The 26,713-nt window shown below is 68.0% G+C and carries 25 protein-coding genes; 16 read left to right on the top strand and 9 right to left on the bottom strand.

The window, feature by feature from the left end; all coding sequences use genetic code 11:
* Positions 1 to 48 precede the first annotated feature (48 nt).
* Together MVA01S_RS12505 and MVA01S_RS12500 are read left to right on the top strand one after the other, a co-directional pair.
* On the top strand, positions 49 to 777 hold the full coding sequence (locus tag MVA01S_RS12505) for an acetoacetate decarboxylase family protein (RefSeq protein WP_003930533.1): 729 nt from the start codon (positions 49 to 51) through the stop codon (positions 775 to 777).
* Positions 774 to 1,985 (top strand): cytochrome P450, encoded by a 1,212-nt coding sequence (locus tag MVA01S_RS12500; RefSeq protein ID WP_003930532.1) that lies wholly within the window; start codon positions 774 to 776, stop codon positions 1,983 to 1,985. Before MVA01S_RS12505 ends, MVA01S_RS12500 begins: the two co-directional genes overlap by 4 nt.
* 90 nt (positions 1,986 to 2,075) lie before the next feature.
* Here MVA01S_RS12500 and MVA01S_RS12495 read toward each other — a convergent pair whose 3' ends face one another.
* Positions 2,076 to 2,552, bottom strand: a complete 477-nt coding sequence (locus MVA01S_RS12495) for a MarR family winged helix-turn-helix transcriptional regulator (RefSeq protein ID WP_040541202.1) — start codon at positions 2,550 to 2,552, stop codon at positions 2,076 to 2,078.
* 83 nt (positions 2,553 to 2,635) lie between these two features.
* On the opposite strand from MVA01S_RS12495, the gene MVA01S_RS12490 reads away from it, so the two are divergent.
* Positions 2,636 to 3,232 carry an FMN-dependent NADH-azoreductase gene (locus tag MVA01S_RS12490; protein WP_003930530.1) on the top strand — a complete coding sequence of 199 codons (597 nt, stop codon included), beginning with the start codon at positions 2,636 to 2,638 and terminating at the stop codon, positions 3,230 to 3,232.
* Between the two features lie 70 nt (positions 3,233 to 3,302).
* Here the strand turns inward: MVA01S_RS12490 and MVA01S_RS12485 are convergent, their stop codons facing one another.
* Positions 3,303 to 4,103 (bottom strand): crotonase/enoyl-CoA hydratase family protein, encoded by an 801-nt coding sequence (locus MVA01S_RS12485; RefSeq protein ID WP_003930529.1) that lies wholly within the window; start codon positions 4,101 to 4,103, stop codon positions 3,303 to 3,305.
* A 68-nt stretch (positions 4,104 to 4,171) separates the two neighbouring features.
* On the opposite strand from MVA01S_RS12485, the gene MVA01S_RS12480 reads away from it, so the two are divergent.
* From MVA01S_RS12480 to MVA01S_RS12470, 3 genes are read left to right on the top strand one after another with little or no spacing between them, the layout of a single operon-like run.
* On the top strand, positions 4,172 to 5,824 hold the full coding sequence (locus MVA01S_RS12480; protein WP_003930528.1) for a medium/long-chain-fatty-acid--CoA/3-oxocholest-4-en-26-oate--CoA ligase: 1,653 nt from the start codon (positions 4,172 to 4,174) through the stop codon (positions 5,822 to 5,824).
* On the top strand, positions 5,824 to 6,945 hold the full coding sequence (locus MVA01S_RS12475) for an NAD(P)H-dependent flavin oxidoreductase (protein WP_003930527.1): 1,122 nt from the start codon (positions 5,824 to 5,826) through the stop codon (positions 6,943 to 6,945). Before MVA01S_RS12480 ends, MVA01S_RS12475 begins: the two co-directional genes overlap by 1 nt.
* Positions 6,946 to 7,005: 60 nt before the next feature.
* Positions 7,006 to 7,401 (top strand): VOC family protein, encoded by a 396-nt coding sequence (locus MVA01S_RS12470; RefSeq protein WP_003930526.1) that lies wholly within the window; start codon positions 7,006 to 7,008, stop codon positions 7,399 to 7,401.
* Here the strand turns inward: MVA01S_RS12470 and MVA01S_RS12465 are convergent.
* From MVA01S_RS12465 to MVA01S_RS12435, 7 genes are read right to left on the bottom strand one after another with little or no spacing between them, the layout of a single operon-like run.
* Positions 7,338 to 8,051 carry a helix-turn-helix domain-containing protein gene (locus tag MVA01S_RS12465; protein WP_003930525.1) on the bottom strand — a complete coding sequence of 238 codons (714 nt, stop codon included), beginning with the start codon at positions 8,049 to 8,051 and terminating at the stop codon, positions 7,338 to 7,340. The two genes, MVA01S_RS12470 and MVA01S_RS12465, sit on opposite strands and share 64 nt — an antisense overlap.
* Positions 8,052 to 8,078: 27 nt before the next feature.
* Entirely contained in the window at positions 8,079 to 9,227 is a 1,149-nt protein-coding gene (locus MVA01S_RS12460) for a 3-ketosteroid-9-alpha-monooxygenase, oxygenase component (RefSeq protein WP_003930524.1), read from the bottom strand.
* Entirely contained in the window at positions 9,224 to 10,774 is a 1,551-nt protein-coding gene (locus MVA01S_RS12455; protein WP_003930523.1) for an FAD-binding protein, read from the bottom strand. The genes MVA01S_RS12460 and MVA01S_RS12455 overlap by 4 nt, the downstream gene beginning before the upstream one ends.
* Complete coding sequence (casI, locus tag MVA01S_RS12450) at positions 10,767 to 12,425, bottom strand: steroid-22-oyl-CoA synthetase (RefSeq protein WP_003930522.1); 1,659 nt, start codon at positions 12,423 to 12,425, stop codon at positions 10,767 to 10,769. The genes MVA01S_RS12455 and casI overlap by 8 nt, the downstream gene beginning before the upstream one ends.
* Positions 12,422 to 13,936 carry a long-chain-fatty-acid--CoA ligase FadD17 gene (gene fadD17 / locus MVA01S_RS12445; protein WP_003930521.1) on the bottom strand — a complete coding sequence of 505 codons (1,515 nt, stop codon included), beginning with the start codon at positions 13,934 to 13,936 and terminating at the stop codon, positions 12,422 to 12,424. Before fadD17 ends, casI begins: the two co-directional genes overlap by 4 nt.
* Before the next feature lie 11 nt (positions 13,937 to 13,947).
* Complete coding sequence (locus MVA01S_RS12440; RefSeq protein ID WP_003930520.1) at positions 13,948 to 15,057, bottom strand: acyl-CoA dehydrogenase family protein; 1,110 nt, start codon at positions 15,055 to 15,057, stop codon at positions 13,948 to 13,950.
* 14 nt (positions 15,058 to 15,071) lie between these two features.
* Positions 15,072 to 16,253 carry an acyl-CoA dehydrogenase family protein gene (locus tag MVA01S_RS12435; protein ID WP_003930519.1) on the bottom strand — a complete coding sequence of 394 codons (1,182 nt, stop codon included), beginning with the start codon at positions 16,251 to 16,253 and terminating at the stop codon, positions 15,072 to 15,074.
* Between the two features lie 178 nt (positions 16,254 to 16,431).
* On the opposite strand from MVA01S_RS12435, the gene MVA01S_RS12430 reads away from it, so the two are divergent.
* From MVA01S_RS12430 to MVA01S_RS12385, 10 genes are all read left to right on the top strand, one after another.
* Positions 16,432 to 16,623: a ferredoxin gene (locus tag MVA01S_RS12430; RefSeq protein ID WP_003930518.1), complete on the top strand. Its 192-nt coding sequence runs from the start codon at positions 16,432 to 16,434 to the stop codon at positions 16,621 to 16,623.
* A 13-nt stretch (positions 16,624 to 16,636) separates the two neighbouring features.
* Positions 16,637 to 17,563: a 3-oxoacyl-ACP reductase gene (locus MVA01S_RS12425; RefSeq protein ID WP_003930517.1), complete on the top strand. Its 927-nt coding sequence runs from the start codon at positions 16,637 to 16,639 to the stop codon at positions 17,561 to 17,563.
* Between the two features lie 282 nt (positions 17,564 to 17,845).
* Positions 17,846 to 18,604, top strand: a complete 759-nt coding sequence (locus MVA01S_RS12420; protein WP_003930516.1) for an MlaE family ABC transporter permease — start codon at positions 17,846 to 17,848, stop codon at positions 18,602 to 18,604.
* Positions 18,601 to 19,443: an MlaE family ABC transporter permease gene (locus MVA01S_RS12415; RefSeq protein ID WP_003930515.1), complete on the top strand. Its 843-nt coding sequence runs from the start codon at positions 18,601 to 18,603 to the stop codon at positions 19,441 to 19,443. Before MVA01S_RS12420 ends, MVA01S_RS12415 begins: the two co-directional genes overlap by 4 nt.
* 13 nt (positions 19,444 to 19,456) lie before the next feature.
* On the top strand, positions 19,457 to 20,659 hold the full coding sequence (locus MVA01S_RS12410; protein ID WP_003930514.1) for an MCE family protein: 1,203 nt from the start codon (positions 19,457 to 19,459) through the stop codon (positions 20,657 to 20,659).
* A complete protein-coding gene (locus tag MVA01S_RS12405; protein ID WP_003930513.1) occupies positions 20,659 to 21,687 on the top strand; it encodes an MCE family protein in 1,029 nt (342 codons plus the stop codon). Before MVA01S_RS12410 ends, MVA01S_RS12405 begins: the two co-directional genes overlap by 1 nt.
* A complete protein-coding gene (locus MVA01S_RS12400; RefSeq protein ID WP_003930512.1) occupies positions 21,680 to 22,738 on the top strand; it encodes a virulence factor Mce family protein in 1,059 nt (352 codons plus the stop codon). Before MVA01S_RS12405 ends, MVA01S_RS12400 begins: the two co-directional genes overlap by 8 nt.
* Entirely contained in the window at positions 22,735 to 24,105 is a 1,371-nt protein-coding gene (locus MVA01S_RS12395) for an MCE family protein (RefSeq protein WP_040541197.1), read from the top strand. Before MVA01S_RS12400 ends, MVA01S_RS12395 begins: the two co-directional genes overlap by 4 nt.
* A complete protein-coding gene (locus MVA01S_RS12390; RefSeq protein WP_003930510.1) occupies positions 24,102 to 25,256 on the top strand; it encodes an MCE family protein in 1,155 nt (384 codons plus the stop codon). Before MVA01S_RS12395 ends, MVA01S_RS12390 begins: the two co-directional genes overlap by 4 nt.
* A partial coding sequence (locus tag MVA01S_RS12385) for an MCE family protein (protein ID WP_060941604.1) occupies positions 25,256 to 26,713 on the top strand: 1,458 nt, incomplete at its 3' end. The genes MVA01S_RS12390 and MVA01S_RS12385, both read left to right, overlap by 1 nt.

Below are 26,713 nucleotides of genomic sequence, written 5' to 3'. Positions count from 1 at the left end.
TAGACACTTCCTTGCCGAGTGTCTAGCGCGCGCTCTAGATTGTGCGGTGTGACACAACACACCATCGCCGGAACCGTCCTGACGATGCCGGTTCGGGTGCGCACGGCGTACCAACACACCGCGATGTTCGTCGTCGACGCCGACGCCGCGCAGCGCATGATCGACTACAGCGGCCTGCAGGTATGTCGCTTCGGCAGAGGTGACCGCCGGGCGATGGTGGTGCTGATGTTGATGCGCTACGAGGACACCGATCTGGGTCAGTACTACGAGTACGGCACCAACGTGATGGTGAACCCGCCCGGATCGCACGCGACGGGTGTGCAGGCGCTGCAGTCAGCCGGCGCGTTCGTGCACCACCTGCCGGTCGACCAGTCATTCACCCTGGAAGCGGGTCGCACCATCTGGGGCTACCCGAAGGTGATGGCCGACTTCACCATTCGAAACGGACGCCACTTCGGTTTTGACGTCACCATCGACGGGCAGCACGCGGTGAGCATGGAGTTCGCGCCGGGCCTCCCGGTGCCTGCGGCGCTGGCTGGCAAACCGCAGGTGCACTCGACCTACTCCCACCTCGACGGCGTGACCCGGGAGACCGAGGGGCAGATGGTGCTCTCGGGGGTGCGCTACCGCCCGGGAGGTGTCTCGCTCCGACTTGGCGAACATCCCTACGCAGCCGAACTTTCGTCCCTAGGCTTGCCCAAACGCGCGCTGGTGTCGAGTTCGGCAGCCAACGTCGACATGACATTCGCCGACTCCAAAATCGTAGGAGCCTCATGACATCCACTGTTGAAGCAGGTCTTGACGTCGACCTGGCCGACGGCAACTTCTACGCCGACGGCACCGCGGCCCGCGCGGCCTACAAGTGGATGCGGGCGAATCAGCCGGTGTTCCGGGACCGCAACGGACTGGCCGCGGCGGCGACCTATCAGGCGGTGCTCGACGCCGAGCGAAACCCGGAGTTGTTCTCCAGTACCGGCGGAATCCGGCCCGACCAGCCGGGCATGCCGTACATGATCGACATGGACGATCCGTCGCATCTGCTGCGACGCAAGCTCGTCAACTCCGGCTTCACCCGCAAGCGGGTGATGGACAAGGTGCCGTCGATCGAAAAGCTCTGTGACACTTTGATCGACGCCGTCTGTGAGCGTGGCGAGTGTGACTTCGTCCGCGACATCGCGGCGCCCCTGCCGATGGCGGTGATCGGGGACATGCTCGGCGTGCTGCCCGACGAGCGCGACATGTTGCTCACGTGGTCCGACGACCTGGTCAGCGGCCTGTCCTCGACAGTCGACGAGCAGGCCATCCAGAAGCTGATGGACACGTTCGCCGCGTACACCGCGTTCACCATGGGGGTGATCGCCGACCGCAGGGCCAATCCCCGCGACGACCTGTTCTCGGTGCTGGTCAACGCCGAGGTCGAGGGTTCGCGGATGTCGGACGACGAGATCGTCTTCGAGACACTGTTGATCCTGATCGGCGGGGACGAGACGACCCGGCACACGCTCTCGGGCGGCACCGAACAGCTTCTGCGACACCAGGATCAGTGGCGCCAGGCCGTCGCGGATCCGGAGCTGCTGCCCAGCGCCATCGAGGAGATGCTTCGCTGGACCTCCCCGGTGAAGAACATGTGCCGGACGCTGACCGCCGACACCGAATTCCACGGCACGTCGCTGAAGTCGGGCGAGAAGATCATGCTGATGTTCGAGTCCGCTAACTTCGACGAGGCGGTCTTCGGCAACCCCGACGAGTTCGACATCCACCGGAACCCGAACAGCCACCTGGCTTTTGGCTTCGGCACGCATTTCTGCCTGGGCAATCAGCTGGCCCGGCTGGAACTGCGGCTGATGCTGACCAAGGTGCTGCAACGCCTGCCCGACATGCGACTCGCCGACGAAGGCATGCTGCCGCTGCGGCCGGCGAACTTCGTCAGCGGTCTGGAGTCGATGCCGGTGGTCTTCACGCCGTCGCCGAAGGTGCTGGCCTAGCGGGCCTTGCTCCCCGCCGAAATTGCATTCCACGCGGTGTTTTCCTCGATTTGACCGCGTGGAATGCAGTTTCGGCGGCAGGAAAGCCGCCTAACAGCTGCGGTCCTCCACGCATCCCGCCGGGAACTCCGGTCCACCGGCGGTCACCATGGCGGCCCGCTGCAGCAGTGCATGCAGCGCAGCCAGCTCGTCGTGTTCCAGCGCGGCGAACAACCGGTGCTCGACGGCGGCCAGCGCGGTCTCGGCCTGCGCCAGCCGATCGGCACCGGGCGGGGTCAGGATCACGGTGTGCCTGCGCCGGTCCTGCGGCGAACGCCGACGTTCCACCAGGCCTGCGGACTCCAGGTCGTTGAGCAGCGCGACGACGTTCGTCGGATCGATGCCGAGCGATTCGGCGAGACCCGCCTGACTCTGCTCGCCGAAATCGCGCAGCACGGTCAGCGCGATGACGTGCCGGGTTCGCAACCCGACCTTGGCGACCTCGATCTCGGCGGCGCCCCGAAGCCGCCGCAGCACCAGGTCCAGCAAAGGGCCGAGTAGCGACTCCGACCGCGCGCCCGCACTCACCTGCGCAAGGTTACGGGAATGGACTAAAACTTCCTGGTGTAGATATAGTTTGTGTTCCACTAACTATCTATAGGAGGTCAGATATGCCGCATCTTCTCCACCTCGACTCGTCGGTGCAGGGCGAACAGTCCGTCAGCCGTCGTCTCACCGCGCGGGCCGCCGCCCGTTGGCAGGCCGCCCATCCCGGCGGCACGGTCACCTATCGCGACCTGGCCGCCGATCCGCTACCTCATCTGGACCCACGGTCGTCGGCAGCGCTCAGCGCGGTCCTGGTCGAGGAGATCAACGCCGCCGACACCGTCCTGCTCGGCCTGCCGCTCTACAACTTCGGGCCGCCCAGCACCGTCAAGGCCTGGGTGGACCACATCGTCGCGCCGGGTCTGTCGATCGACGCGGCGACCGGTGCGGGCCTTCTCGGCGGCACCGAACTCGTCGCGATCGAGACGCGTGGGGGCGGCTACGGTCCTGGAACGCCCCGGGAGGGCTGGGATCACGCCCAGACTTGGCTGACCCACGGGGTGTCGCTCACAGGCCTGAGCCCGCGTTTCATCGTCGTGGAGCTCACGATGGCCGACACCAAGCCCGCCATGGCCGAGCTGAAGCCGCTGGCCGCACAGAGCCTGGCCGACGGCCAGGTCGCGATCGACCGGCTGTGGGCCGTGGGGGAGAACGCCGCGTAATTCCTCCGCCGAACGTGCATTCCACGCGGTTGTTTCCGCGATTCGACCGCGTGGAATGCGGTTTCGGCGGTTACTTCATCTGGAAGTTGGGGGCGCGCTTCTCTTTGAACGCCCGCGGGCCCTCCTTGGCGTCCTCGGACAGGAACACCGGGATGCCATTGGCGGTGTCGGGTTTGAACGCCTCTTCCTCGTGCAACCCCTCGGCCTCGCGGATGGTCTTCAGGATGGCCTGCACCGCGAGCGGACCGTTGTTGTTGATCACCTCGGCGATCTCCAGCGCCTTGTCCAGCGCGGTGCCGTCGGGGACGACGTAGCCGATCAGGCCGTACTGCAGCGCCTCGGCGGCGGTGATGTGCCGTCCGGTCAGCAGCAGGTCGCACGCGATCGTGTAGGGAATCTGGCGCGGCAGCCGCACCGCCGACCCGCCCATCGGGTACAGGCTCCACTTGGCTTCGGAGATGCCGAACTTCGCACTCTCGCCGGCCACCCGGATGTCGGTGCCCTGCAGGATCTCGGTACCGCCGGCGATCGCGGCGCCTTCGACCGCGGCGATCAGCGGCTTCGTCAGCCGCCGGCCCTTGAGCAGCGCGGGAATCTTCGACGGGTCGTAGCTGCCGTCCTTGAACGAGTCGCCCGGCGGTTTCTTCGACGCGGCCTTGAGGTCCATGCCCGCGCAGAAGTAGCCACCCGCCCCGGTCAGAATGCACGTGCGGATCTCGGGATCCTCGTCCACGCGGTTCCAGGCGTCGACCATGATCGAGAGCATCTCAGTGGACAACGCGTTGCGCGCCTCCGGCCGGTTCAGCGTCACGATCAGCGTGTGTCCGCGCTGCTCAACCAGGGCGTCTGGACCTTTGTGGGGCTCGCTCACGGGCGTCCGCCTTTCCTCATCGAAGACAGCGACTTGTCTGAAAATGTAACACGTTCTAATTTAGAGCCGTGGCCCTGAATATCGCCGATCTCGCCGAGCACGCCATCGACGCCGTGCCTGACCGCGTCGCCCTGATCTCGGGTGACGACCAGCTGACGTACGCCGAGTTGGAGGAGAAGGCCAACCGGTTCGCGCACTACCTGCTCGACCAGGGAGTGCAGAAGGACGACAAGGTCGGGCTCTACTGCCGCAACCGCATCGAGATCGTCATCGCGATGCTCGGCATCATCAAGGCCGGCGCGATCCTGGTCAACATCAACTTCCGCTACGTCGAGGGTGAGCTGAAGTACCTGTTCGACAACTCGGACATGGTCGCGCTCGTGCACGAGCGCCGCTACGCCGACCGCGTGGCCAACGTGCTGCCCGAGACCCCCGCGGTCAAGACTGTGCTGGTGGTCGAAGACGGGTCCGACGACGACTTCCAGCGCTACGGCGGGGTGGAGTTCTACTCCGCGCTCGAGAAGAGCTCGCCGGAGCGGGACTTCGGGCCGCGCAGCGAGGACGACATCTACCTGCTCTACACCGGCGGGACCACGGGCTTCCCGAAGGGCGTGATGTGGCGCCATGAGGACATCTACCGAGTCCTGTTCGGCGGCACCGACTTTGCGACGGGCGAGCCGATCGCCGACGAGTACGGGCTGGCCAAGCAGGCCAAGGAGAACGCGCCGATGGTGCGTCTGCCGATCCCGCCGATGATCCACGGTGCCACACAGTCGGCCACCTGGATGGCGCTGTTCTCCGGCCAGACCGTCGTGCTCGCACCGGAGTTCGACGCCGATCAGGTGTGGCGGATGATCCACGAGCACAAGGTGAACCTGCTGTTCTTCACCGGTGACGCGATGGCCCGCCCGCTTCTGGACGCCCTTCTGGCACATCAGGACGCCGGTAACGAGTACGACCTGTCGTCGCTCTTCCTGCTCGCCAGCACGGCCGCGCTGTTCTCCACGAGCCTCAAGGAGAAGTTCCTCGAACTGCTGCCCAACCGCATCATCACCGACTCGATCGGGTCGTCGGAGACCGGTTTCGGCGGCACCAGCATCGTGGCCAAGGGCGAGTCGCACACCGGCGGTCCCCGTGTCACGATCGACAAGAACACCGTCGTGCTCGACGAGGACGGCAACGAGGTCCAGCCCGGTTCCGGGGTGCGCGGCATCATCGCCAAGCGCGGCCACATTCCCGTCGGCTACTACAAGGACGAGAAGAAGACCGCCGAGACGTTCAAGACGATCAACGGTGTGCGGTACGCGATTCCGGGTGACTACGCCGAGGTCGAGGCCGACGGCACCGTGACGATGCTGGGCCGCGGCTCGGTGTCGATCAACTCCGGTGGCGAGAAGATCTACCCCGAAGAGGTGGAGGCCGCGCTCAAGGGCCACCCGGACGTGTTCGACGCACTGGTGGTCGGGGTGCCGGACCCGCGCTTCGGCCAGCATGTGGCCGCAGTCGTGCACCCGCGTGACGGCGCCCGCCCCACCCTTGCCGACCTGGATGCGTTCGTGCGCAAGGAGATCGCCGGATACAAGGTCCCGCGCAGCCTCTGGCTGGTCGACGAGATCAAGCGCTCACCGGCGGGCAAGCCCGACTACCGGTGGGCCAAGGACACCACCGAAGAACGGCCCGCCGACGAAGTCCATGCCAAACACGTTGGAGCACAAGCCTGATGCGTACCGAACTCTGCGATCGCTTCGGCATCGAGTACCCGCTGTTCGTCTTCACCCCGTCGGAGAAGGTGGCCGCCGCGGTCAGCAAGGCCGGGGGTCTCGGCGTGCTGGGCTGCGTGCGGTTCAACGACGCCGACGACCTGGAGAACGTCCTGCAGTGGATGGACGCCAACACCGACGGCAAGCCCTACGGCGTCGACATCGTGATGCCGGCCAAGGTCCCGACCGAGGGCACCTCGGTCGACATCAACAAGCTCATCCCCGCCGAGCACCGCGAGTTCGTCGACAAGACGCTCGCCGACCTGGGCGTGCCGCCGCTGCCGGAGGACGAGGCGAAGTCCGAAGGCGTGCTTGGCTGGCTGCATTCGGTGGCGCGCAGCCACGTCGAGGTGGCGCTCAAACATCCGATCAAGCTGATCGCCAACGCGCTCGGCTCGCCGCCCAAGGACGTCATCGACCAGGCCCACGAGGCCGGGGTGCCGGTGGCGGCGCTGGCCGGTTCGGCCAAACACGCTCTGCGCCATGTGGAGAACGGCGTCGACATCGTCGTCGCCCAGGGTCATGAGGCCGGCGGGCACACCGGTGAGATCGGCTCGATGGTGCTGTGGCCCGAGATCGTCGACGCGCTCGGGGGCCGGGCGCCCGTGTTGGCCGCCGGCGGGATCGGCACCGGACGGCAGGTCGCTGCCGCGCTCGCCCTTGGCGCGCAGGGGGTCTGGATGGGTTCGGCGTTCCTGACCTCGGCCGAGTACGACCTGGGTGTGCGTCTGCCGTCGGGCCGGTCGGTGGTGCAGGAGGCCATGCTGCACGCGACGTCGGCCGACACCGTGCGCCGACGCATCTACACGGGTAAACCGGCCCGGCTGCTCAAGAGCCGCTGGACCGACGCCTGGGACGCCGACGGCGCCCCGGAGCCGCTGCCGATGCCGCTGCAGAACATTCTGGTCAGTGAAGCCCACCAGCGGATGAGCGAGTCCACCGATCCGACCGCCGTCGCGATGCCGGTGGGACAGATCGTGGGCCGGATGAACGAGATCCGCCCCGTGGCCGACATCGTCGCCGAGCTGGTGAGCGGGTTCGAGGAAGCGTCCAAGCGGTTGGACGGCATCCGCGAGTCCTGATCGGGGCGCGTGTCCGATTCGTTCAAGACGGTGCCACAGCCCCTGGCTAGCGTCGACGGCATGGACCTCCGACCCACCTCAGTCGCTGTCGAGATCGTGGCCGCCGACGTGGCACGTTCGCTGGCGTTTTACCGATTGCTCGGCCTCGACGTCCCCGACACCGATACCGGGCACGTCGAGGTCGAACTGCCCGGCGGCACCCGGCTGCTGTTCGACACCGAGGACACCATCGCCGGCATGCATCCCGGTTGGACGCCTCCCGAATCGGCAGGGCGGGTGATGATCGCGTTCGGGCTGGCGACGCCGGCCGGCGTCGACGCGGTGTACACCCGACTGACCGAGGCGGGGCACGAGGGCGCGCTGAAGCCGTTCGACGCCCCGTGGGGCCAGCGCTATGCGACGGTGTCCGACCCGGACGGGACAGCGGTGGACCTGTTCGCTCCACTGACGAGCTGACCGACCGACACGCCTGCGAGTTCGCGCACCTGCCGGGACAGGTGCGCCTGGTCGGAGTAGCCCGCGGCATACGCGGTGTCGGCGACCGGGCAGCCCGAGCGCAGTAAACCCACCGCACGCCGGAAGCGCAGTATTCGCCGCAGCACGGCCGGGCCGTAGCCATAGACCGCGGTGCTCTGACGCTGCAGAGTCCTTGTCGAACAGCCGATCTCGTCAGCAACCGAGCGCACCGGCGCGCCCGCCGCGAAGCGTGAGGTGATGTGCCGGAGCTGAGCCACGGACCAGGGTGCGGTCTCTCGGGCGGCGTCTGCGGCCATCAGTCGCGCCGCGACCGACAACACCGATCCGGCTGCGGCATCGCGGCGCACCTCGGCCAGCGCCACCCGGGTGCTGCAGAGTTCGGCGGCAGGGACGCCGAGCAGTCGCGGCAGCGCGCCCGGACGGAAGCGGATGCCGGTGACCACAGCGCTTCGCTGCTCACTGAGGAACGCAGCAGTGTCAGGCCCTGCGATCACCACCGCGCCGTCCATCTCGATGAGGTCCATGCAGCCGTCCGGAAGTATCCGCGCGACACCCGTGCGCTGCGCCACCCATAGGCATTCTGCGAGGTCACGCAGCGGCGCCGGAGCCGGCATCTCGCGGTAGCTCACCGGTCCGACCGTACGCCGTGACCGGATCTACGGGGTGGCGTGCCTCCTGGCGGCGAGGTTCTGCTCGACCTCCTGCTGCCACAGGTCGTAGGCGTGGGTGGTGTCGACCTCCTGCTCGTAGCGGTCGGTCATATCGGCGGTGACGTCGGCGGCGTCGACGTAGAACTGGTGGTACCAGCGGCGGTGCTGGTAGACGGGGCCGTCCTCTTCGGTCAGCAGTGGGTTCTCGATCGGTGACTTGTTCTTCCAGATCTCCACGTCTTCGAGGAAGCCCTCGCCGAACGAGCGGTTCAGCGCCGCGGCGAGACCGGCGGCCTTGGCGGCGGGCAGTTCCGGCATCTCGCGCACCGCCACGCCCCACTGCAATGTGAACGAATTGTGGGTGACGGGGTAGTGGCAGTTGATCAGCGCCACCTCGACCGTGAAGCCGGGCGCGAGGTCGTTGTGCAGCCAGTTGATCATGTACGCCGGGCCGAAGTAGGTCGCCTCGGAGCGCAGATACGTTCCCTCCCAGAGTTTGTCGGGGTCGGCGACGACGTCGGGGCGCGGCTTGGACTCCATGAACTGGCTGGCGGTGTGACCCTCGATGACGTTCTTGAAGTACGTCGGGTAGGCGTGGTGGATGTAGAAGAAGTGGGCCATGTCGACGTTGTTGTCGACGATCTCGCGGCAGTGCGCGCCGTCGATCAGGATCGAATTCCACTGCCACGGCGACCAGCGGCCCTCGTCGAACCCCTCGATCGTCGGCGGGGTGAGTTCCGCGGACGGAGTGGACCCCTCGGGGTCGTGCCACACCAGCAGCTGTCCGTTGACCTCGGTGGTGTGCCAGGCGCGGGTGCGGGCCAGGCGGGGGGTGCGCTTGGCGTAGGGGACGAGCTTGCACTTGCCGTCGCCGCCCCAGCGCCAGTCGTGGAAGGGGCAGGCGACCTCGTCGCCCTTGACGGTGCCCTGGGCGAGATTGCCGCCCATGTGCCGGCAGTAGCCGTCCAGGACTCGTAGCTCGCCCTGGGAATCGGCGAACACCACCAACAGGGTGCCGAACGCGTCGACGCCGTGCGGCTGTCCGTCGCGGAAAGACTCCGCGAGCCCGAGGCAGTGCCAGCCGCGGGCGAACCGCGTCATCTGCCTGCCGGTGTCGATGTGGCGGACGGCGCCGACGGCTCCGGTGTCGCTCATCGCGGGGTTCCTTTCGCCATGTCCGACACGGCCAGGTGGCTGAACACCATGCTGGTGCCGATCGGATTGCCGCCGCCGGGGTAGACGGTGCCGCTGGGTGCGGCCATCGTGTTGCCCGCCGCGTACAGGCCGGGAATCACATTGTCCGCCGAATCGAGCACCCGCGCGGCGGTATCGGTGCGCAATCCTCCCTTGGTGCCCAGATCCGACACTCCGAACGCGGCGGCGTGGAACGGGCCGCGGTCGATCGGGTACAGCGGCGGCGCGCCGCCGGAGAACGCCCGGTCGTAGGGTTCGTCGCCGCGGCCGAAGTCCTCGTCGCGGCCGGTCCTCACGAACTCGTTGAACCGCGCCACCGTCTCGGCCAGATTCCGCGGCGGCACGCCGATCGCCACGGCGAGCTCCTCGAGCGTGTCCGCGGTGCGCCACAGCCCGGCCGCGACGTACTTCTCGGGTTCGACCATCCCGACGTTGGTCGCCTTCACCGGCGGAACGAGTCCGTCCCTGTCGTCGTAGATCATCCAGAACGGCAGTGTGACGGCACCGTCGGCCATCGCCGCGAGGACGGCCCGGCCGAGCCTGTCGTAGGCGGCCGACTCGTTGGTGAAGCGCCTGCCCTCGTCGTCGACGAAGATGCCGCCGGTGAACCACAGGGCGAATGCCGACGAGCCGTCGGGATGCGTCAGCCCGGGCGACCACCACGCCTGGTCCATCAGGTCGGTGTCGGCGCCGGCCGCGATGGCGGCCAGATGAGCCCGCCCCTGGTTCCCCCAGGGCCCCATGGTGTCCCGCGACGACCCCGGTACGCCGTAACGGGCCCGCATCTCGTCGTTGCGCTCGAAGCCGCCCGCAGACAGCAGGACGCCGCGCCGGGCACGGATCGCGCGGCGCCGGCCGGCGGATTCGACGACGGCGCCGACGACCCTGCCGTCCTCGACGACGAGCTCGGTGAGTGCGGTGTTGCGCTGCGCCGACCAGTGCGGGTGGCGACCCGCGGCAGCCAACAGTCGAGCGATCAGCGCCCGGCCACCGACGAAGTAGTCCTCAGGCTGCGGATGCCCGAGACGGTCGGCGTCCAGCGGGCCGCGGACGAGCTCGCGCAGGTGCGGTGCGGCGGCGACCTTGAGCGGCTTGGCCGCGATGTGACGCATCCCGTCAGCCCGGGCCTTGGGCGCCTTACCGAAATAGTCGGGCCAGGGGAGCAGCGAGAACTTCAGCAGCTCATCGGCTTCCAGGTATTCGATCAGCGGTGCGCCGCTACGGACGTAGGTCTCCTGCAGCGCGTGCGGCGTCCGGTCGCCGACCACCGCGGCGTAGTACTCCACGGCGTCGTCGAGGGTGTCGTCGACCCCGGCCCGCACCAGCACCGGGTTGCACGGGAACCACATTCCGCCGCCGGCCGAATACGCGGTGGTGCCGCCGAACTTGTCGGTCGCCTCCACCAGGATCACCTCCAGGCCCTCCCGCGCCGCGGTGTAGGCGCCGGTGGCTCCGCCCGCGCCGGACCCGGCGATCAGCACGTCGGTGGTCTCGTCCCAGTCATACATGGCGGTCCCTTCCGTTCGCAGTGAACTCCCCATCGAGCGCGTCGCGGTCGGCGGCAGTCATGCGCCGGTACTGCGGGCGCCCGCGGCCCGCCCACCGGTAGACCGCGTCGTCGGTGTGCCAGCGCTGGGTCTGCAACTGGCGCTTGAGCACCTTGTTGGACCCGGTGGCGGGCAACTTCGCCGAAACCCGCAGCAGTCGCGGGAAACCCTTGGTACCCAGGTCTTCCTGGCCGACCAGGAACGACGAGAACCCGTCGACGTCGAACGAGTCCGGATCGTCGACCTCCACGGCGGCCATCACCTGGTCGCCCGAACGCGGGTCGGGGACGCCGTAGACCGCTGCGGCGACGACATCGGGGTGGCGTCGCAGCACCCGCTCGATGGACAACGTCGAGGTGTTCTCCCCGTCGACGCGCAACCAGTCGCCGCGCCGGCCCGCGAAGTAGAGGAACCCGCCGGCGTCGAGGTATCCGAGGTCGCCGGACCAGTACCACCCGTTGCGGGTCCGTTCGGCGTCGGCGGCGTCGTTCTTGTAGTAACCCTCGAAGTCCCGGGCGCCGCGGCGGTCGACGATCTCGCCGATCGCCGCGTCGGCGTTGAGCACCCTGCCTCTCGGGTCGAGAACTGCTCTGGCGCAGGGGTTCATGGTGTCCGGTTCGACGACCACGACGTCGGGGTGCGCGGGCCGGCCCAGCGCCGACGGCGGAGCCGACGGATCGGGCGTGACGACCGCCCCGCCCTCGCTGGAGCCGTAACCCTCGAACAGCTGCGCGCCGAACCGGCGGTGGAACTCCCGCTGGTCCTCCGGGGACGCCTCGGTGCCGAATCCGCGCTGCAGCGGGTTGTCCGCGTCGTCGCCGGCCTCCGGTACGGCCAGCAGATAGGCCAGCGCCTTGCCCACGTAGGTGAAGAAGGTCGCGCCGAAAAACCTCACGTCGGACAGGAATCGCGACGCCGAGAACGTCGGGGTCAGGCACACGGTGGCGCCGTTGGCCAGCGCGGGCGCCCACAGCGCCATGATCGCGTTGCCGTGGAACAACGGCATGCAGCAGTAGTCGACATCGTCGCGGTGATGGCCGAACTTGTCGGCGGCCGTGTACGCGATGCGGGCCAGACGGCCCTGGCTGCACCGGACGGCTTTCGACGTCCCGGTGGTCCCCGAGGTGAACAGCAGCAGGAACAGCGATTCGGCACCCACCCCCGGCGCGGCCACCGGCTCGGAACGGTGCGCTCGCAGTAGATCCCGGTAGCCGGGGTCCTCGACACGTAACACCCGCTCGGGCGCCACCCCGTGGTCGAGCCCGGCCAGCCGCTGGGCCCCGGCCTCGCCGGTGACGATCAGACCACAGTCCGCGTGCCGGATATCGGCGGCCAGTCCCTCGGCCCCCCGGGTGGGGTTCAGCCCGACGAGGGTGGCGCCGGACAGGGCCGCGGCGCCGAGCCAGAACACGAAATCCGGCACGTTGTCCAGCAGCACCCCGATGTGCGGGGGCTCCAGGTTGGGCAGCGTCGACATGTAGGACGCGCGCACCGCCGACTCGCGCACCACCTCGTCCCACGTCCAGTCCCGCTCGCGGGTGCGCAATCCGGGCCGCTGGTCGCCGACGCGGTCGAGCAGCATGGCGGCGATGTCGTCGCGGCGGGTGGTCATGGCCGGGTGATCGGGTGGACCGGATCCGCGCAGCCCACGCCTTCGGCAGAGAGTCGGCGTTTGAGGACCTTGAAGGTCTCGGTGCGCGGTAACGCGCTCGCGGTGCGCACGAACTTCGGCCACTGCTTGGGTCCCAGATCGGGTTGTTCGACCAGGAACCGGGTGAACGCCTCCGGATCGAAGGGGCGATCCTCGGGCAGCACCAACGCCGCCATCACCTGATCCCCGACGGCGGGATCGGGGATCGGGTACACCGCGACCTCGGTGACACCGGGGAAGCGCATCAGGATCCGTTCGATCGGAGCGGTGCCCAGATTCTCCCCGTCCACGCGCATCCAGTCGCCGAGCCGGCCGGCGAAGTAGGCGAAGCCGTTCTCGTCGCGGTAGGCCAGGTCCCCGCTGTGATAGACGCCGCCCCGCATGCGTTCGGCTTCGGCGGCCGGATCCTTGTAGTAGCCCCGAAACTGACCGGACCCTTCGGTGTTCACCAGTTCGCCGACGACCCCGGGCGGGCATTCGGCACCGGTGTCGACGTCGAGGATCGTCACCCCGCCGGTCAGCGGGCCCAGTGCCCCGTCCGGGGTGTCGGGGGTCCGCGCGATGGACACCCCGCCCTCGCTGGAACCGAAGCCGTCGACCACGGTGACCCCGAAGCGTTCGGCGAACCGGCCCAGATCCCTAGGTGCGGCCTCGTTGCCGTAGGCGATCCGCAGCGGGTTGTCGGCGTCGTCCGGATGTTCGGGCGCAGCCAGGATGTAGGACAGCGGTTTGCCGACATAGTTGGCGTAGGTAGCGCCGAACCGGCGCACATCCGGGAAGAACTGCGACGCGGAGAACTTGCGGCGCAACGCGATCGACGCGCCGGCCGCCACTGCCGGCGCCCAGCCGGCCATGATCGCGTTCGAGTGGAACAGCGGCATCGACAGGTAGCACGTGTCCTCGGGTCCCAGCCCGAACCGCTGCGCGAGCATCAGCCCGGGAAACGCGACCTTCTCGTGCGTGCACCGCACCGCCTTCGGATCCCCGCTGGTGCCCGACGTGAAGATCAACATGAACAGGTCGTCGGGATCGGGATCCGGGAAGTCGACCGCAGCTGAATCCCGGTGGGCGTCCAGTTCGGCCGCGAACGACGACGATTCGACATCGATCACCTCGACACCGTCGCGGTGATGGTCGCGGTCGCCCAATACCAGCTGGCAGTCGGCATGGTCGGCGTCACGGCGCAGTGCCTGGCCGCGACGTGTCGGGTTCAGGCCGACGGGCACGATGCCCGACAACGCGGCGGCCACCAGGACGGTGCCGAAGAACGGCGTGTTGCCGAGCAGCACCCCGACGTGCGGTGGGCGGCCCGGATCCATCCGGGCCCGCAGCGCCGCCGCGAGCGCCGCGCCGTCCCGAATGTGGTTGCGCCAGCTGGTGAACGACACCGAGCCGGTGACGGGGTCGGCCCAGTGCACTCCTCGGTCGTCGACGTCGGTGAGTTTCGCCAGCAAGGACGAGACGGTGGTCACCGGTGGGTGGTTCAGACCGGGGTGTCGGCCAGTTCGCGGCCGATGCGCAGCAACTGCCCGGTGGCGCCGCCGAGCGCGAACTCGGTCTGCTTGGCGGCCAGGAAGTAGCGGTGCACGGGGTGGTCGACGTCGATGCCGACGCCACCGTGGACGTGCACCGCGGTGTGCGCGACCCGGTGCCCGGCCTCGGCGGCCCAGAACGCCGCGGCGGCGACGTCGACGTCGGCGGGAAGATCCTCGGACAGTCGCCACGCCGCCTGGGTCAGCGTCAGGCGGAGACCCTTGATGTCGATGTAGCCGTCGGCCAGGCGCGAGGACACGGCCTGGAAGCTGCCGATCGGGCGGTCGAACTGCTCGCGCTCACGCGCGTACACCGCGGTCAGCTCCAGCGCCCGCTCGAGGACTCCGAGCTGGTAGGCGCTGCGTCCCAATGCGTGTCGGGTCACCAACCAGTCCAGTACCTCGGCGCCGCCGACACGGCGGTCCGCGCCGACGCCGACGCCCTGCAACTGCAGCGCGGCCACACTTCCGTGCCCGGTGGTGTCCAGCGCGCCCACCGTGACGCCGTCGTCGGCAGAGCTGATCAGGAAGACCCCGGTGCCGGAATCGGTTTCGGCAGGCACCAGGAACGCGTCGGCGTTCACCCCGAACGCGACCTGGGTCCTGGTCCCGGTGAGCGTGACGCGGTCCCCGGAGGTCTGCGCCCGGACCGGGCCCTCGCCCATCTCACCGTCGAGGGCCACCGCGAGCACCCTCTCCCCCTTGATCGCCGGCACCGCCCAGTCCTGCTGCAGCGCATCGGATCCGAACTTCGCCAGCGCACCTGCGGCGAGTACGACCGATTCCAGGTAGGGGACCGCGGAGAGCTGGCGCCCGAGTGCCACCAGCACCGCGACCTCCTCGAGCACCCCGAACCCGCCGCCGCCCAGGGACTCCGGTGCGGTCGTGGAAAGGATGTCGGCGTCGATCAGCTTGCGCCACAGGTCACGGTCGAACCGTCCGCCCGACTCCGGGCCGAGTCCGTCGAGGGCGCGCTGGTGCTCGGCGGTGACCACCGACTCGGTGATCGTGCGCACCAGCCCGCCGAGGTCGTCGCCTGCTTCGGTCGTCTTGAAGTCCATGTCTGAAGGTCCCTTTACCGGTTCACTCGGGGCAGGCCGAGTGCGACCATGCCGATGATGTCGCGCTGGATCTCGTTGGTGCCGCCGCCGAAGGTCAGGATCAGGCAGGACCGGTGCATGCGTTCGATGCGGCCGCGCAGCACCGCGCCGGGGGAACCGGGGCGCAGCGTGGCGGCGGTGCCCAACACCTCCATCAGCAGCCGGTAGGCCTCGGTCGCCAACTCGGTGCCGTACACCTTGGCCGCCGACGCGTCGGCGGGGGAGGGGGCCGCGTCCTGCGCTGAGGCGAGCTCCCAGTTGATCAGTTTGAGCACCTCGGCCTTGGCGTGCACGCGCGCCAGGTTCAGTTGCACCCATTGCGAATCGATGAGCCGATTTCCGTGGGCGTCCTTGGTGTTCTGGGCCCATTCGCGGACCCCGTCGAGCGCGACGAAGATCGGCTGCGCCGACACCAGCGCCACCCGTTCGTGGTTGAGCTGGTTGGTGACCAGCTTCCAGCCGCCGTTCTCTCCGCCGACCAGTGCCGACTTCGGAACCCGGACGTCCTGGTAGTACGTCGCGCTGGTGTCCACCCCGGACATCGTGTGCACCGGAGTCCAGGAGAAGCCTTCGGCGGTGGTGGGCACGATGAGCATGGAGATCCCGCGGTGCTTCTTGGCGTCGGGATTCGTCCGCACGGCCAGCCACACGTAGTCGGCGTAGGCGATCAAGCTGGTCCACATCTTCTGGCCGTTGATGACGTAGTCGTCACCGTCGTGCACCGCGGTGGTCCGCAGCGCCGCCAGGTCGGTGCCCGCGCCCGGCTCCGAGTAGCCGATGGAGAAGTGCAGTTTGCCGGCGGCGATCTTGGGCAGGAAGAACTTCTTCTGCTCGTCGGTGCCGAAGTGCATGATCGTCGGTGCGACGCTGTTGATCGTCAGGAACGGCACCGGCACGTTGGCGATCGCGGCCTCGTCGTTGAAGATCAAGCCGTCCATCGGCGGCCGCGCCTGACCGCCGAACTCCTCGGGCCAGGACAGCGTGAGCCAGCCGTCCCTGCCCATCTGCTCGACCGTCTCGCGGTAGACGTTTCCGCGCCCCATCTCGCCGTCGTTGGACGCCAGCGCCTCGGCGCGCTCGGGTGTCATGAGCTTGGTGAAGTACGCGCGCAGTTCGCGCCGCAACTCCTCCTGCTCGGGGGTGTAACCGATCCGCATCGCGCCGTCCTCACTTGTCTGAGAGCCTTGTCCGGAGGTGCCGTCCCGGCCGCCGGGGCATACCTCCGGTGTTCCCCGGTTGTAACACGTTCTAGTGTTGGGGTCCAGGGTGGTGTCAGTGGCACACTGTGCGCCCAGGCAGGATCGGGCCGACAGCCCGGACCGACAGGAGGATCAGATGCGAGTGGAAGTGGATCGTGACCGCTGCGAAGGCAACGCGGTGTGCGTAGGAATAGCGCCCGACCTGTTCGAGCTCGACGACGACGACTACGCGGTCGTCAAGGCCGACCCGGTGCCCGCAGGCGAGGAGGCCGTCGCCGAGCAGTCCATCGCCGAGTGCCCCCGCGCCGCCCTGATCCGTCACGACTAGAGGTATTAGTAACTTGAGCCAAACAGCAACAGATCTGTCCGGGCGCGTCGCCGTCGTCACCGGGGCCGCGGCCGGGCTCGGCCGCGCCGAAGCCATCGGGCTGGCGAAAGCGGGAGCCACCGTCGTCGTCAACGACATCGCCCCGGCGCTGGACAAGTCCGACGTCCTCGACGAGATCGCCGCGGCGGGCGCCAAGGGCGTCGCCGTCGCCGGCGACATCAGTGCGCGGTCCACCGCCGACGAGCTCGTCGAGACCGCCGACGGTCTCGGCGGTCTCGGGATCGTCGTCAACAACGCAGGCATCACCCGCGACCGCATCCTGTTCAACATGACCGACGAGGAGTGGGACGCGGTCATCGCGGTGCACCTGCGCGGCCACTTCCTGTTGACCCGCAACGCGGCGACGTACTGGCGCTCGAAGGCCAAGGCCGGCGGCGACGACGGTGCGGGCACGGTGTACGGCCGGATCATCAACACGTCCTCGGAGGCGGGGCTGTCCGGCCCGGTCGGCCAGCCCAACTACGGCGCCGCCAAGGCGGGCATCACCGCGCTGACGCTGTCGGCCGCCCGCGCGCTCGGCCGGTTCGGGGTACGGGCCAACGCGATCGCGCCGAGGGCCCGCACGGCGATGACGGCCGGGGTGTTCGGCGACGCGCCGGAGTTGCCGGAGGGCGCGGTGGATCCGCTGTCACCCGACCACGTGGTGAACCTGGTCCAATTCTTAGCTTCCCCTGCCTCGGAAGGGGTCAACGGGCAGCTCTTTATCGTCTATGGTCCGACCGTGACCCTCCTCGCGGCACCGACGGCAGAGCGGCAGTTCAGCGCCGACGGAGACGCCTGGGACCCGTCCACATTGTCCGACACGCTGCAGAATTACTTTGCTGATCGTGATCCGGAGCGGAGTTTCTCGGCCGCGATGGGTCTCGGCGACCCAGACTGACGGTCTCGGTTGCGGGCCAATCTGCGCTACTAGAACACGTTCTAGGATGAGCTGTGTCACACTGGCCTTGAGCTGCGTAAATTAACAACGATGACGGTATTTGCCGTTCTTTGACACTGCGAACATGTTCTAGTTAATATGATCCGGCCCACTACGAACCGCCAGAAGTAGCGCAGATCCCAGGGATCGGAGCACGACGTCGGCTCTCGGCGCAGCAAAATTCGCCACAAGATGCAGACCGTCGTTCCTCCCGAATCCCGCGTCCCGAGAACGGAGCCGAGGTTGATCGAACAGCTTGCGGCGCCGGCGCGGGCCGTGGGCGGGTTCGTCGAGATGTCCTTGGAGACGTTCGCCAAGACGTTCCGCCGCCCCTTCCAGTTCCGCGAGTTCCTCGAACAGACGTGGATGATCGCGCGCGTCTCCCTGGTGCCCACACTGTTGGTCGCCATCCCGTTCACGGTGCTGGTGGCGTTCACGCTGAACATCCTGCTGCGTGAGATCGGCGCCGCCGACCTGTCCGGGGCGGGCACCGCGTTCGGCACCATCACCCAGCTCGGCCCCGTCGTCACGGTGCTGGTGGTCGCGGGCGCGGGGGCCACCGCGATCTGCGCCGATCTCGGTGCGCGCACCATCCGCGAGGAGATCGACGCGATGCGCGTGCTGGGCATCGATCCGATCCAGCGCCTGGTCGTGCCGCGCGTGCTGGCGTCCACCTTCGTCGCGCTGCTGCTCAACGGGCTGGTCTGTCTGATCGGGCTGTCCGGCGGCTACGTGTTCTCGGTGTTCCTTCAGGGCGTCAACCCCGGATCGTTCATCAACGGGCTCACGGTCCTGACCGGGCTGCCCGAGCTGATTCTCGCCGAGATCAAGGCGCTGCTCTTCGGCCTGGTCGCCGGGCTGGTGGGCTGCTACCGCGGGCTGACCGTCAAGGGCGGCCCGAAGGGCGTCGGCAACGCGGTCAACGAGACCGTGGTCTACGCGTTCATCTGCCTGTTCGTCATCAACGTGATCATGACGGCCATCGGGGTGAGGGTGCTGTGAGCTACGACGCCACCATTCGCTTCCGCAGACTGCTCCGCGTGGTCCCACAGGTCGTGGACAACGTCGGAGAGCAGGCGCTGTTCTACGGCGAGACGTTCCGCTACGTCCCGAACGCGGTGACCCGCTACCGCAAGGAGACCATCCGGCTCATCGCCGAGATGTCCATGGGTACCGGCGCTCTGGTGATGATCGGCGGAACCGTCGGGGTCGCTGCGTTCATGACCCTGGCCTCCGGCGGTGTGATCGCCGTGCAGGGCTACTCGTCGCTGGGCAACATCGGCATCGAGGCGCTCACCGGGTTCCTCTCGGCATTCCTGAACGTGCGCATCGTGGCTCCGGTGATCGCCGGCATCGCGCTGGCGGCCACCATCGGCGCGGGCGCCACCGCGCAGTTGGGCGCTATGCGGGTCGCGGAGGAGATCGACGCGGTCGAATCGATGGCGGTGCACTCGATCTCGTATCTGGTGTCCACCCGGCTGATCGCCGGACTGATCGCGATCGTGCCCCTCTACGCGCTGTCGGTGCTGGCGGCGTTCTTCGCCGCGCGGTTCACCACCGTCTACATCAACGGCCAGTCCGCCGGCCTGTACGACCACTACTTCAACACGTTCCTGATCCCGACCGATCTGCTCTGGTCGTTCCTGCAGGCGATCGTGATGGCGATCGCGGTGATGCTGGTCCACACCTACTACGGCTACAACGCCTCGGGCGGGCCGGTCGGTGTGGGTATCGCTGTGGGCCAGGCGGTGCGCACGTCGCTGATCGTCGTCGTGACGATCGTCCTGTTGATCTCACTCGCCGTCTACGGCGCGTCCGGCAATTTCAACCTCTCCGGGTAAGGCAGGAAAATCGATGGCCGACGGTGACGCCAAGCGCAGCCACGTGAGGATCGCTGCAGCGATCCTCGCTGTGGTGGTGCTCCTGGCCGTGGTCTTCACCTACCTGTCCTATACCGCGGCATTCACCCCGACCGACAAGGTCACCGTGCTCTCCCCGCGGGCCGGCCTGGTGATGGACGTGGACGCCAAGGTCAAGTACCGCGGAATTCAGGTCGGCAAGGTCGAGTCGATCGAATACGCCGGTGACGGCGCCAAGCTCACGCTGGCCATCAACCGCAAGGACATGCGCTACATCCCCGCCGACGCCCCCGTGCGCATCGGCGGCACCACGATCTTCGGCGCCAAGGCGGTCGAGTTCCTGGCCCCGGAGTATCCGGACAGCCAGTCGCTGAGCCCGGGCGCCGAGGTCAAGGCCGACAGCGTGCAGCTGGAGGTCAACACGCTGTTCCAGACGCTGACCGACCTGTTGGGCAAGATCGACCCGATCAACCTCAACGCCGCGCTGTCGGCGCTCGGTGAAGGGTTGCGCGGCAACGGTGACGACGTCGGCGCACTGCTGTCCGGGTTGAACTCCTACCTGGAGCAGATGAATCCGAAACTTCCCGCGCTGCAGGACGATCTGCGCCGCACCGCGGCGGTCGCCGACATCTACGGCGACGCGGGCCCGGACCTGGTCCGGATCCTGGAGAACGCGCCGGCGATCAGCAAGACGATCGTCGACGAACAGGACAACTTGAACGCGGCACTGCTGGCGGCGACCGGGCTGGCCAACAACGGCACGGCCACCTTCGAGCCCGCCGCCGACGACTACATCGCCACGGTGCAGCGGTTGCGCGCCCCGCTGAAGGTGGCCGCCGAATACTCACCGGTGTTCGGCTGCACGCTCAAGGGCACGGCCGCCGCGACCGACCGGTTCGCGCCCATCATCGGCGGAATCAGGCCGGGCCTGTTCGTGTCGTCGAACTTCCTGCCCGGCTCACCGGCCTATACGTATCCGGAGAGCCTGCCGATCGTCAACGCCTCCGGCGGCCCGAACTGCCGTGGCCTGCCCGATGTTCCGAGCAAGCAGTACGGCGGGTCCTGGTACCACACACCGTTCCTGGTCACCGACAACGCCTACGTCCCGTACCAGCCGAACACCGAGTTGCAGTTCGACGCACCCTCGACTCTGCAGTTCCTGTTCAACGGCGCCTACGCGGAAAGGGACGACTACTAGTGAAGCGGGACAAGACGATTGTCAGCGTCAGCATCTTCACCGTCGCGATGCTCCTGGTCGCGGTGCTGCTCGTGGTCGTCTTCGGCGAGTTCAGGTTCGCCTCGGAGGAGAAGTACCACGCGACGTTCACCGACGCGTCACGGCTGGAGGCCGGACAGGACGTCCGTATCGCCGGCGTCCCGGTAGGCACGGTCGACGGCGTCAAGCTCAACCCGGACAACACCGTCGACGTCGCGTTCAGTGTCAACGACCGCTATCAGCTCTACACCTCGACCAAGGCGGTGGTCCGCTACGAGAACCTCGTCGGCGACCGGTACCTGGAGATCACCTCGGGCCCAGGGGATCTGGTCAAGCTGCCGAAGGGTGGCATGGTCACCAACACCGAACCGGCGCTGGACCTGGACGCGCTGCTCGGCGGTCTCCGACCGGTGCTCAAAGGTCTGGACGGCACCAAGGTCACCGAGATCAGCAACGCCGTCATCGAACTGCTGCAGGGCGAGGGCGGGGCGCTGTCGGCGATGCTGGCCAACACCAGCGCGTTCACCCAGACCCTCGCCGCGCGCGATCAACTCATCGGCGATGTGATCACCAACCTGAACACGGTGCTGGGCACCGTCGACGAAAAGGGCGCCCAGTTCAACGCCAGCGTCGACCAGTTGCAGAAACTGATCACCGGCCTGGCCGAGGGCCGGGATCCGATCGCCGGTGCCATCGGGCCGCTGGCCTCGGCCGAGACCGACCTGACCGAGATGCTGGAGGAGTCCCGCAGGCCCATCCAGGGTGTGATCGAGAACGTCCGGCCGTTCGCCCAGCGGTTCGACGAGCGCAAGGCCGACGTCAACAAGGTCATCGAGCCGCTCGCCGAGAACTATCTGCGGCTCAACGCGCTCGGCGCCTACGGCTCGTTCTTCAACATCTTCTACTGCTCGACACGGCTGAAGATCAACGGCCCGGCGGGCAGCGACATCCTGGTCCCGTTCGGTGGACCGCCGGATCCGAGTAAGGGGAGGTGTGCCGAGGTTGAGTAGGTCAGAAGACTCGAACCCGTTGCGCACCGGGATCTTCGGCATCGTGCTGGTCGCGTGCCTGGTGCTGGTGTCCTTCGGGTACTCGACCCTGCCGTTCTTCCCGCAGGGCAAGCCGTACGAGGCGTACTTCGCCGATGCCGGCGGCATCCTGCCGGGCAACGATGTGAACATCTCGGGCATCGCGGTCGGCAAGGTCAGCGCCATCGAACTGGCCGGTGACGCCGCCAAGATCACCTTCACCGTCGACCGTGGGGTCAAGGTGGGGGACCAGTCGCTGGTGGCGATCAAGACCGACACCGTGCTCGGCGAGAAGTCGCTGGCCATCACACCCAAGGGCGGCGGTGACTCGACGGTGATCCCGCTGGGGCGCACCACCACCGCCTACACCCTCAACACCGCCCTGCAGGACCTCGGACAGAACGTCAGCGCGCTGGACAAGCCGAGGTTCGAGACCGCGCTGCAGACGCTGACGGATTCGTTGCGCGACGCCACGCCGCAACTGCGCAGCGCGCTCGACGGCGTCGCGAACCTGTCCCGCAGCCTCAACGCCCGTGACGAAGCCCTGGATCAGCTTCTGGCACATGCCAAGAACGTGTCGGACACGCTCGCGCAGCGCGCCGGTCAGGTCAACCAGCTGATCACCGACGGCAACCTGCTGTTCGCCGCGCTCGACGAGCGGCGTCAGGCGTTGAGCAACCTGATCGCCGGCATCGACGACCTCTCCACCCAGCTGTCCGGTTTCGTCGCCGACAACCGGCGTGAGTTCAAGCCGGCCCTGGAGAAGCTGAACCTGGTGCTGGACAACCTGCTCGAGCGCCGCGAACACATCGGCGAGGCCCTCAAGCGGCTGCCCCCGTACGCGACCGCGCTCGGCGAGGTCGTCGGGTCCGGACCGGGATTCCAGATCAACCTCTACGGTCTGCCGCCCGCGCCGATCGCCGAGGTGCTGCTCGATACCTACTTCCAGCCGGGCAAGCTGCCCGACAGTCTGTCCGACATGCTTCGTGGCTACATCTCGGAGCGGATGATCATCAGGCCGAAGTCGCCATGACGCAAGGGAACACAGTGCAGCGGAGCCGCTGGATGCGAACCGCGCTGATCTGCGTGCTGGTCGCGACGCTGATCGTCGGGGCGTACCTGGTGTGGCCCAACCGCACCGGGCAGAAGGTGATCGCGTACTTCACCTCGGCGGTCGGCCTGTACCCGGGCGACGACGTCCGGGTGGTCGGTGTCCCGATCGGCAAGATCGACTCGATCGAGCCCCGCGCCGGCGACGTGAAGATCACGATGACCATCGACAACGGTGTCAAGATCCCGGCCGAGGCGAAGGCGCTGGTGATCTCGCCGAACCTGGTGTCGGCCAGGTTCATTCAGCTCGCACCGGCCTACACGGGCGGCAGCGAGCTGGCCGATGGCGGCGAGATCGGGCTGGACCGCACCGCGGTGCCGGTCGAGTGGGACGAGGTCAAGGAACAGCTGACCCAGCTCAGCACCCAGCTCGGCCCGCAGCAGGGATCGGTGCAGGGGCCGCTCACCGCGTTCGTCAACCAGGCCGCCGACACGTTCGACGGCAACGGCGATACCTTCCGGCGGGCACTGCGTGAGCTGTCGCAGACCGCGGGCCGACTGGGGGATTCGCGCACCGACCTGTTCGGCACCATCCGCAATCTGCAGGTGCTGGTCGACGCGCTGTCGAACAGCAACGAGCAGATCGTGCAGTTCTCCAACCACGTCGCCTCGGTGTCGCAGGTGCTCGCCGACGCCACCACCGACCTCGATATGACGCTGGGCACCCTCAACCAGGCGCTGTCCGACGTGCGGGGCTTCCTGGGGGAGAGCAACGAGGCGCTGATCGGTCAGGTCAACCGGCTGACCGACTTCACCAACCTGCTCACCGAGCACAGCGACGACATCGAGCAGATCCTGCACATCGCGCCGAACGGCCTGAGCAACTTCTACAACATCTACAACCCCGCGCAGGGCACCGTCGGCGGTCTGCTCACTCTGCCGAACTTCGGCAACCCCGTGCAGTTCATCTGCGGTGGCACCTTCGACGCTGCGGCCACCCCGGACAACTACAAGCGCGCCGAAATCTGCCGCCAGCGGATGGGCCCGGTGTTCAAGCGGATCACCATGAACTACCCGCCGCTGCTGTTCCACCCGATCAACAGCATCACCGCCTACAAGGGGCAGATCATCTACGACACACCGGCCACCGAGGCCAAGGCGGAGACGCCGGTGCCGTACCTGCAGTGGCAGAACGCCCCCGGCGTGACCCCGCCGACCATGGCGCCCGACGCCGACCTGACCTCACTGCTGGTTCCCGCCGAGGGACCGGAGGCGTCGACGTCGCACGCCGGCGGTCCCGCGACGGGGCCGGCGCCGGCCGCGCCGGCACCTGCGGAGGCGGGCCGATGATCCGCCGCGCACTGGGACTCTCGTCGGTCACGCTGCTTCTGGCCGGTTGCCAGTTCGGGGGGCTGAACTCGCTGAACATGCCGGGCACCGCCGGGCACGGTGCGGGGTCGTACACGATCTCGGTGCAGCTGCCCGACGTCTCGACGCTTCCGCAGAACTCGCCGGTGATGGTCGACGACGTGACCGTCGGCAGTGTGTCGGGGGTGGAAGCGGTGCAGGAGCCCGACGGCACCTTCTTCGCCCGGCTCACCCTGTCTCTCGACGGCAATGTGACACTGCCGGAGAACGCGACGGCGAAGGTCGCCCAGACCTCACTGCTCGGTTCCCAGCACATCGAGCTGACCGCCCCCGAGGACAGCTTCGGCACGCTGGCCGAGGGCGGCGAGATCCCGATCGACCGCACCGGCAGCTACCCCACCACCGAGCAGGTGCTGTCGTCGCTCGGCATGGTCGTCAACAAGGGCAATCTGGGTGCGCTGCAGGACATCACCGATGAGACCTACAACGCGGTGGCGGGCCGGTCGGGCACCTTCGCCGGCCTGTTGCCCAGGCTTGCCGAACTGACCGCGTCGCTGGACCGGCAGACCGCGGACATCATTGCCGCGGTCGAGGGGCTGGACCGGTTCGCCGGGATCCTGGCCCGTAGCAAGGACAGCCTGGGCCGGACCCTCGACACGCTGCCCGAGGCGCTCACGGTGCTCAACGACAATCGCGCCCAGATCGTCGACGCGTTCACCGCGTTGCGCAGCTTCGCGAACATCGCGTCCCGGGTGCTCCGCGAGACCAAGGACGATTTCGCCGCGGACATCAAGGACGTCTTCCCGGTCATCAAGGAACTCAACGACCACGTCGACTACCTGATCAAGGATCTGGAACTGCTCCCGACGTTCCCGTTCCACTACAAGTACCTGCGCAACGCCGTGCGCGGGGACTACCTGAACGTGTACACGACCTTCGACCTGACGCTGCGCCGCGTCGGTGAGTCGGTCTTCACCACCTCGCTGGGTCTGGATCCGAACATGAAGCGGATCAGTGAGGTCGTCAACCCGCCCGATTTCCTCACCGGCTCGATGGCCAACCTCTCCGGTCAGGCCGCGGATCCGTTCAAGATCCCGCCGGGCACGGCGACACAGCACGAGGGGGCGCCGTAATGCTGGATCGTCTGACGCGCCTGCAACTGATGATCTTCTCGATCGTCACCGTGCTCAGTGTCGGTGCGGTGGCCCTGTTCTACCTGCATGTGCCTGCCGCGGTCGGCATCGGCGCCTACAACGTGACCGCCAATTTCGTCGCCGGCGGCGGTCTGTACCAGAACGCGAACGTGACCTACCGGGGCGTCACCGTCGGCCACGTGAAGTCGGTCGGCCTGTCCGACACGGGCGTCGTCGCGCACATGCAGTTGAACAGCGGCACACCGGTTCCGGAGAACGTGACCGCGACGGTCAAGAGCGTCTCCGCCATCGGCGAGCAGTACATCGACCTGGTGCCGCCGGAGGACGCGTCCGAGGCGACGCTGCGCGAGGGCTCCGACATCGGCATGGACCGCACCGCCATCGGGCAGGACATCGCCGGACTGCTGGCCGAGGCCGACACGCTGGTCCGCAGCGTGAGCAACAGCCGGCTGCAGGACCTGCTGCGCGAGGCGTTCAAGGCGTTCAACGGCGCAGGCCCCGAGCTGGCCCGCCTGATCCAGTCGTCGCGGCTGCTGGTCGACGAGGCCAACGCCAACGTCCCGCAGACCACGCAACTCATCGATCAGGCCGGTCCGTTCCTGGACGCGCAGATTCGCAGCGGGGACGACATCCGGTCGCTGGCCGAGTCGCTGGGCCGGTTGACCACCGAGGTGGCCGCGGCGGATCCGCAGCTGCGGACCACGCTGCAGACTGTCCCCGGGACGGCGGCCGTGGCCAACGAGACGTTCGACGGTATCCGGCCGTCGTTCCCGATGCTGGCGGCCAACCTCGCCAACATCGGCCGGATCGGCGTGATCTACCACAAGTCGATCGAGCACTCGCTCGTGGTGTTCCCGGCGCTGATGGCCGCTCTGAACACCGTGGCCGGTGGCGTGCCCAGCGACGAGGGCGGCAAGCTCGACTTCAAGATCCACCTGCAGGATCCGCCGCCGTGCGCGACCGGGTTCGTCCCGGCGACCCAGATCCGGTCGCCGGCGGACACCACGCTTCGTGACCTGCCCACCGACCTGTACTGCAAGGTCCCGCAGAACGACCCGAGCGTGGTGCGCGGTGCGCGCAACTACCCGTGCCAGGAGTTCCCGGGCAAGCGCGCGCCCACGGTGCAGCTCTGCCGGGACCCCCGCGGCTACGTGCCGATCGGCAGCAACCCGTGGCGCGGACCCCCGGTCCCGGCCGGCACGCCGATCGGGGACGGCCGTAACATCCTGCCGCCCAACAAGTTCCCGAACATCCCGCCGCAGGTCGATCCCGATCCGGGTCCTCCGTCGGTGCAGTTGCCGCCGGGGGTCACCCCTGGTCCCGGACCGGCGCCGCACGCGCCGTTCCCGCTGCCGGTGCCGCCGAACGAGCAGGGTCCGCCGCCGCCGCCGTGGCCGTACTTCTCCCCGCCGGACCAGGTGGTGCCGCCGTACGGT

It is taken from the genome of Mycolicibacterium vaccae NBRC 14118 = CIP 105934, assembly GCF_001552715.1.
In the GTDB taxonomy this organism is placed as follows: Bacteria; Actinomycetota; Actinomycetes; order Mycobacteriales; family Mycobacteriaceae; genus Mycobacterium; species Mycobacterium vaccae.
This window is presented reverse-complemented; position numbering and strand designations above follow the sequence as displayed.

Coding starts and splice junctions, on each gene's coding strand:
- MVA01S_RS12500 (WP_003930532.1), top strand. CDS start 774: ATGACATCCACTGTTGAAGCAGGTCTTGACGTCGACCTGGCCGACGGC.
- MVA01S_RS12490 (WP_003930530.1), top strand. CDS start 2,636: ATGCCGCATCTTCTCCACCTCGACTCGTCGGTGCAGGGCGAACAGTCC.
- MVA01S_RS12475 (WP_003930527.1), top strand. CDS start 5,824: ATGCGTACCGAACTCTGCGATCGCTTCGGCATCGAGTACCCGCTGTTC.
- MVA01S_RS12470 (WP_003930526.1), top strand. CDS start 7,006: ATGGACCTCCGACCCACCTCAGTCGCTGTCGAGATCGTGGCCGCCGAC.
- MVA01S_RS12460 (WP_003930524.1), bottom strand. CDS start 9,227: ATGAGCGACACCGGAGCCGTCGGCGCCGTCCGCCACATCGACACCGGC.
- MVA01S_RS12455 (WP_003930523.1), bottom strand. CDS start 10,774: ATGTATGACTGGGACGAGACCACCGACGTGCTGATCGCCGGGTCCGGC.
- casI (WP_003930522.1), bottom strand. CDS start 12,425: ATGACCACCCGCCGCGACGACATCGCCGCCATGCTGCTCGACCGCGTC.
- MVA01S_RS12440 (WP_003930520.1), bottom strand. CDS start 15,057: ATGGACTTCAAGACGACCGAAGCAGGCGACGACCTCGGCGGGCTGGTG.
- MVA01S_RS12435 (WP_003930519.1), bottom strand. CDS start 16,253: ATGCGGATCGGTTACACCCCCGAGCAGGAGGAGTTGCGGCGCGAACTG.
- MVA01S_RS12430 (WP_003930518.1), top strand. CDS start 16,432: ATGCGAGTGGAAGTGGATCGTGACCGCTGCGAAGGCAACGCGGTGTGC.
- MVA01S_RS12410 (WP_003930514.1), top strand. CDS start 19,457: ATGGCCGACGGTGACGCCAAGCGCAGCCACGTGAGGATCGCTGCAGCG.
- MVA01S_RS12395 (WP_040541197.1), top strand. CDS start 22,735: ATGACGCAAGGGAACACAGTGCAGCGGAGCCGCTGGATGCGAACCGCG.
- MVA01S_RS12390 (WP_003930510.1), top strand. CDS start 24,102: ATGATCCGCCGCGCACTGGGACTCTCGTCGGTCACGCTGCTTCTGGCC.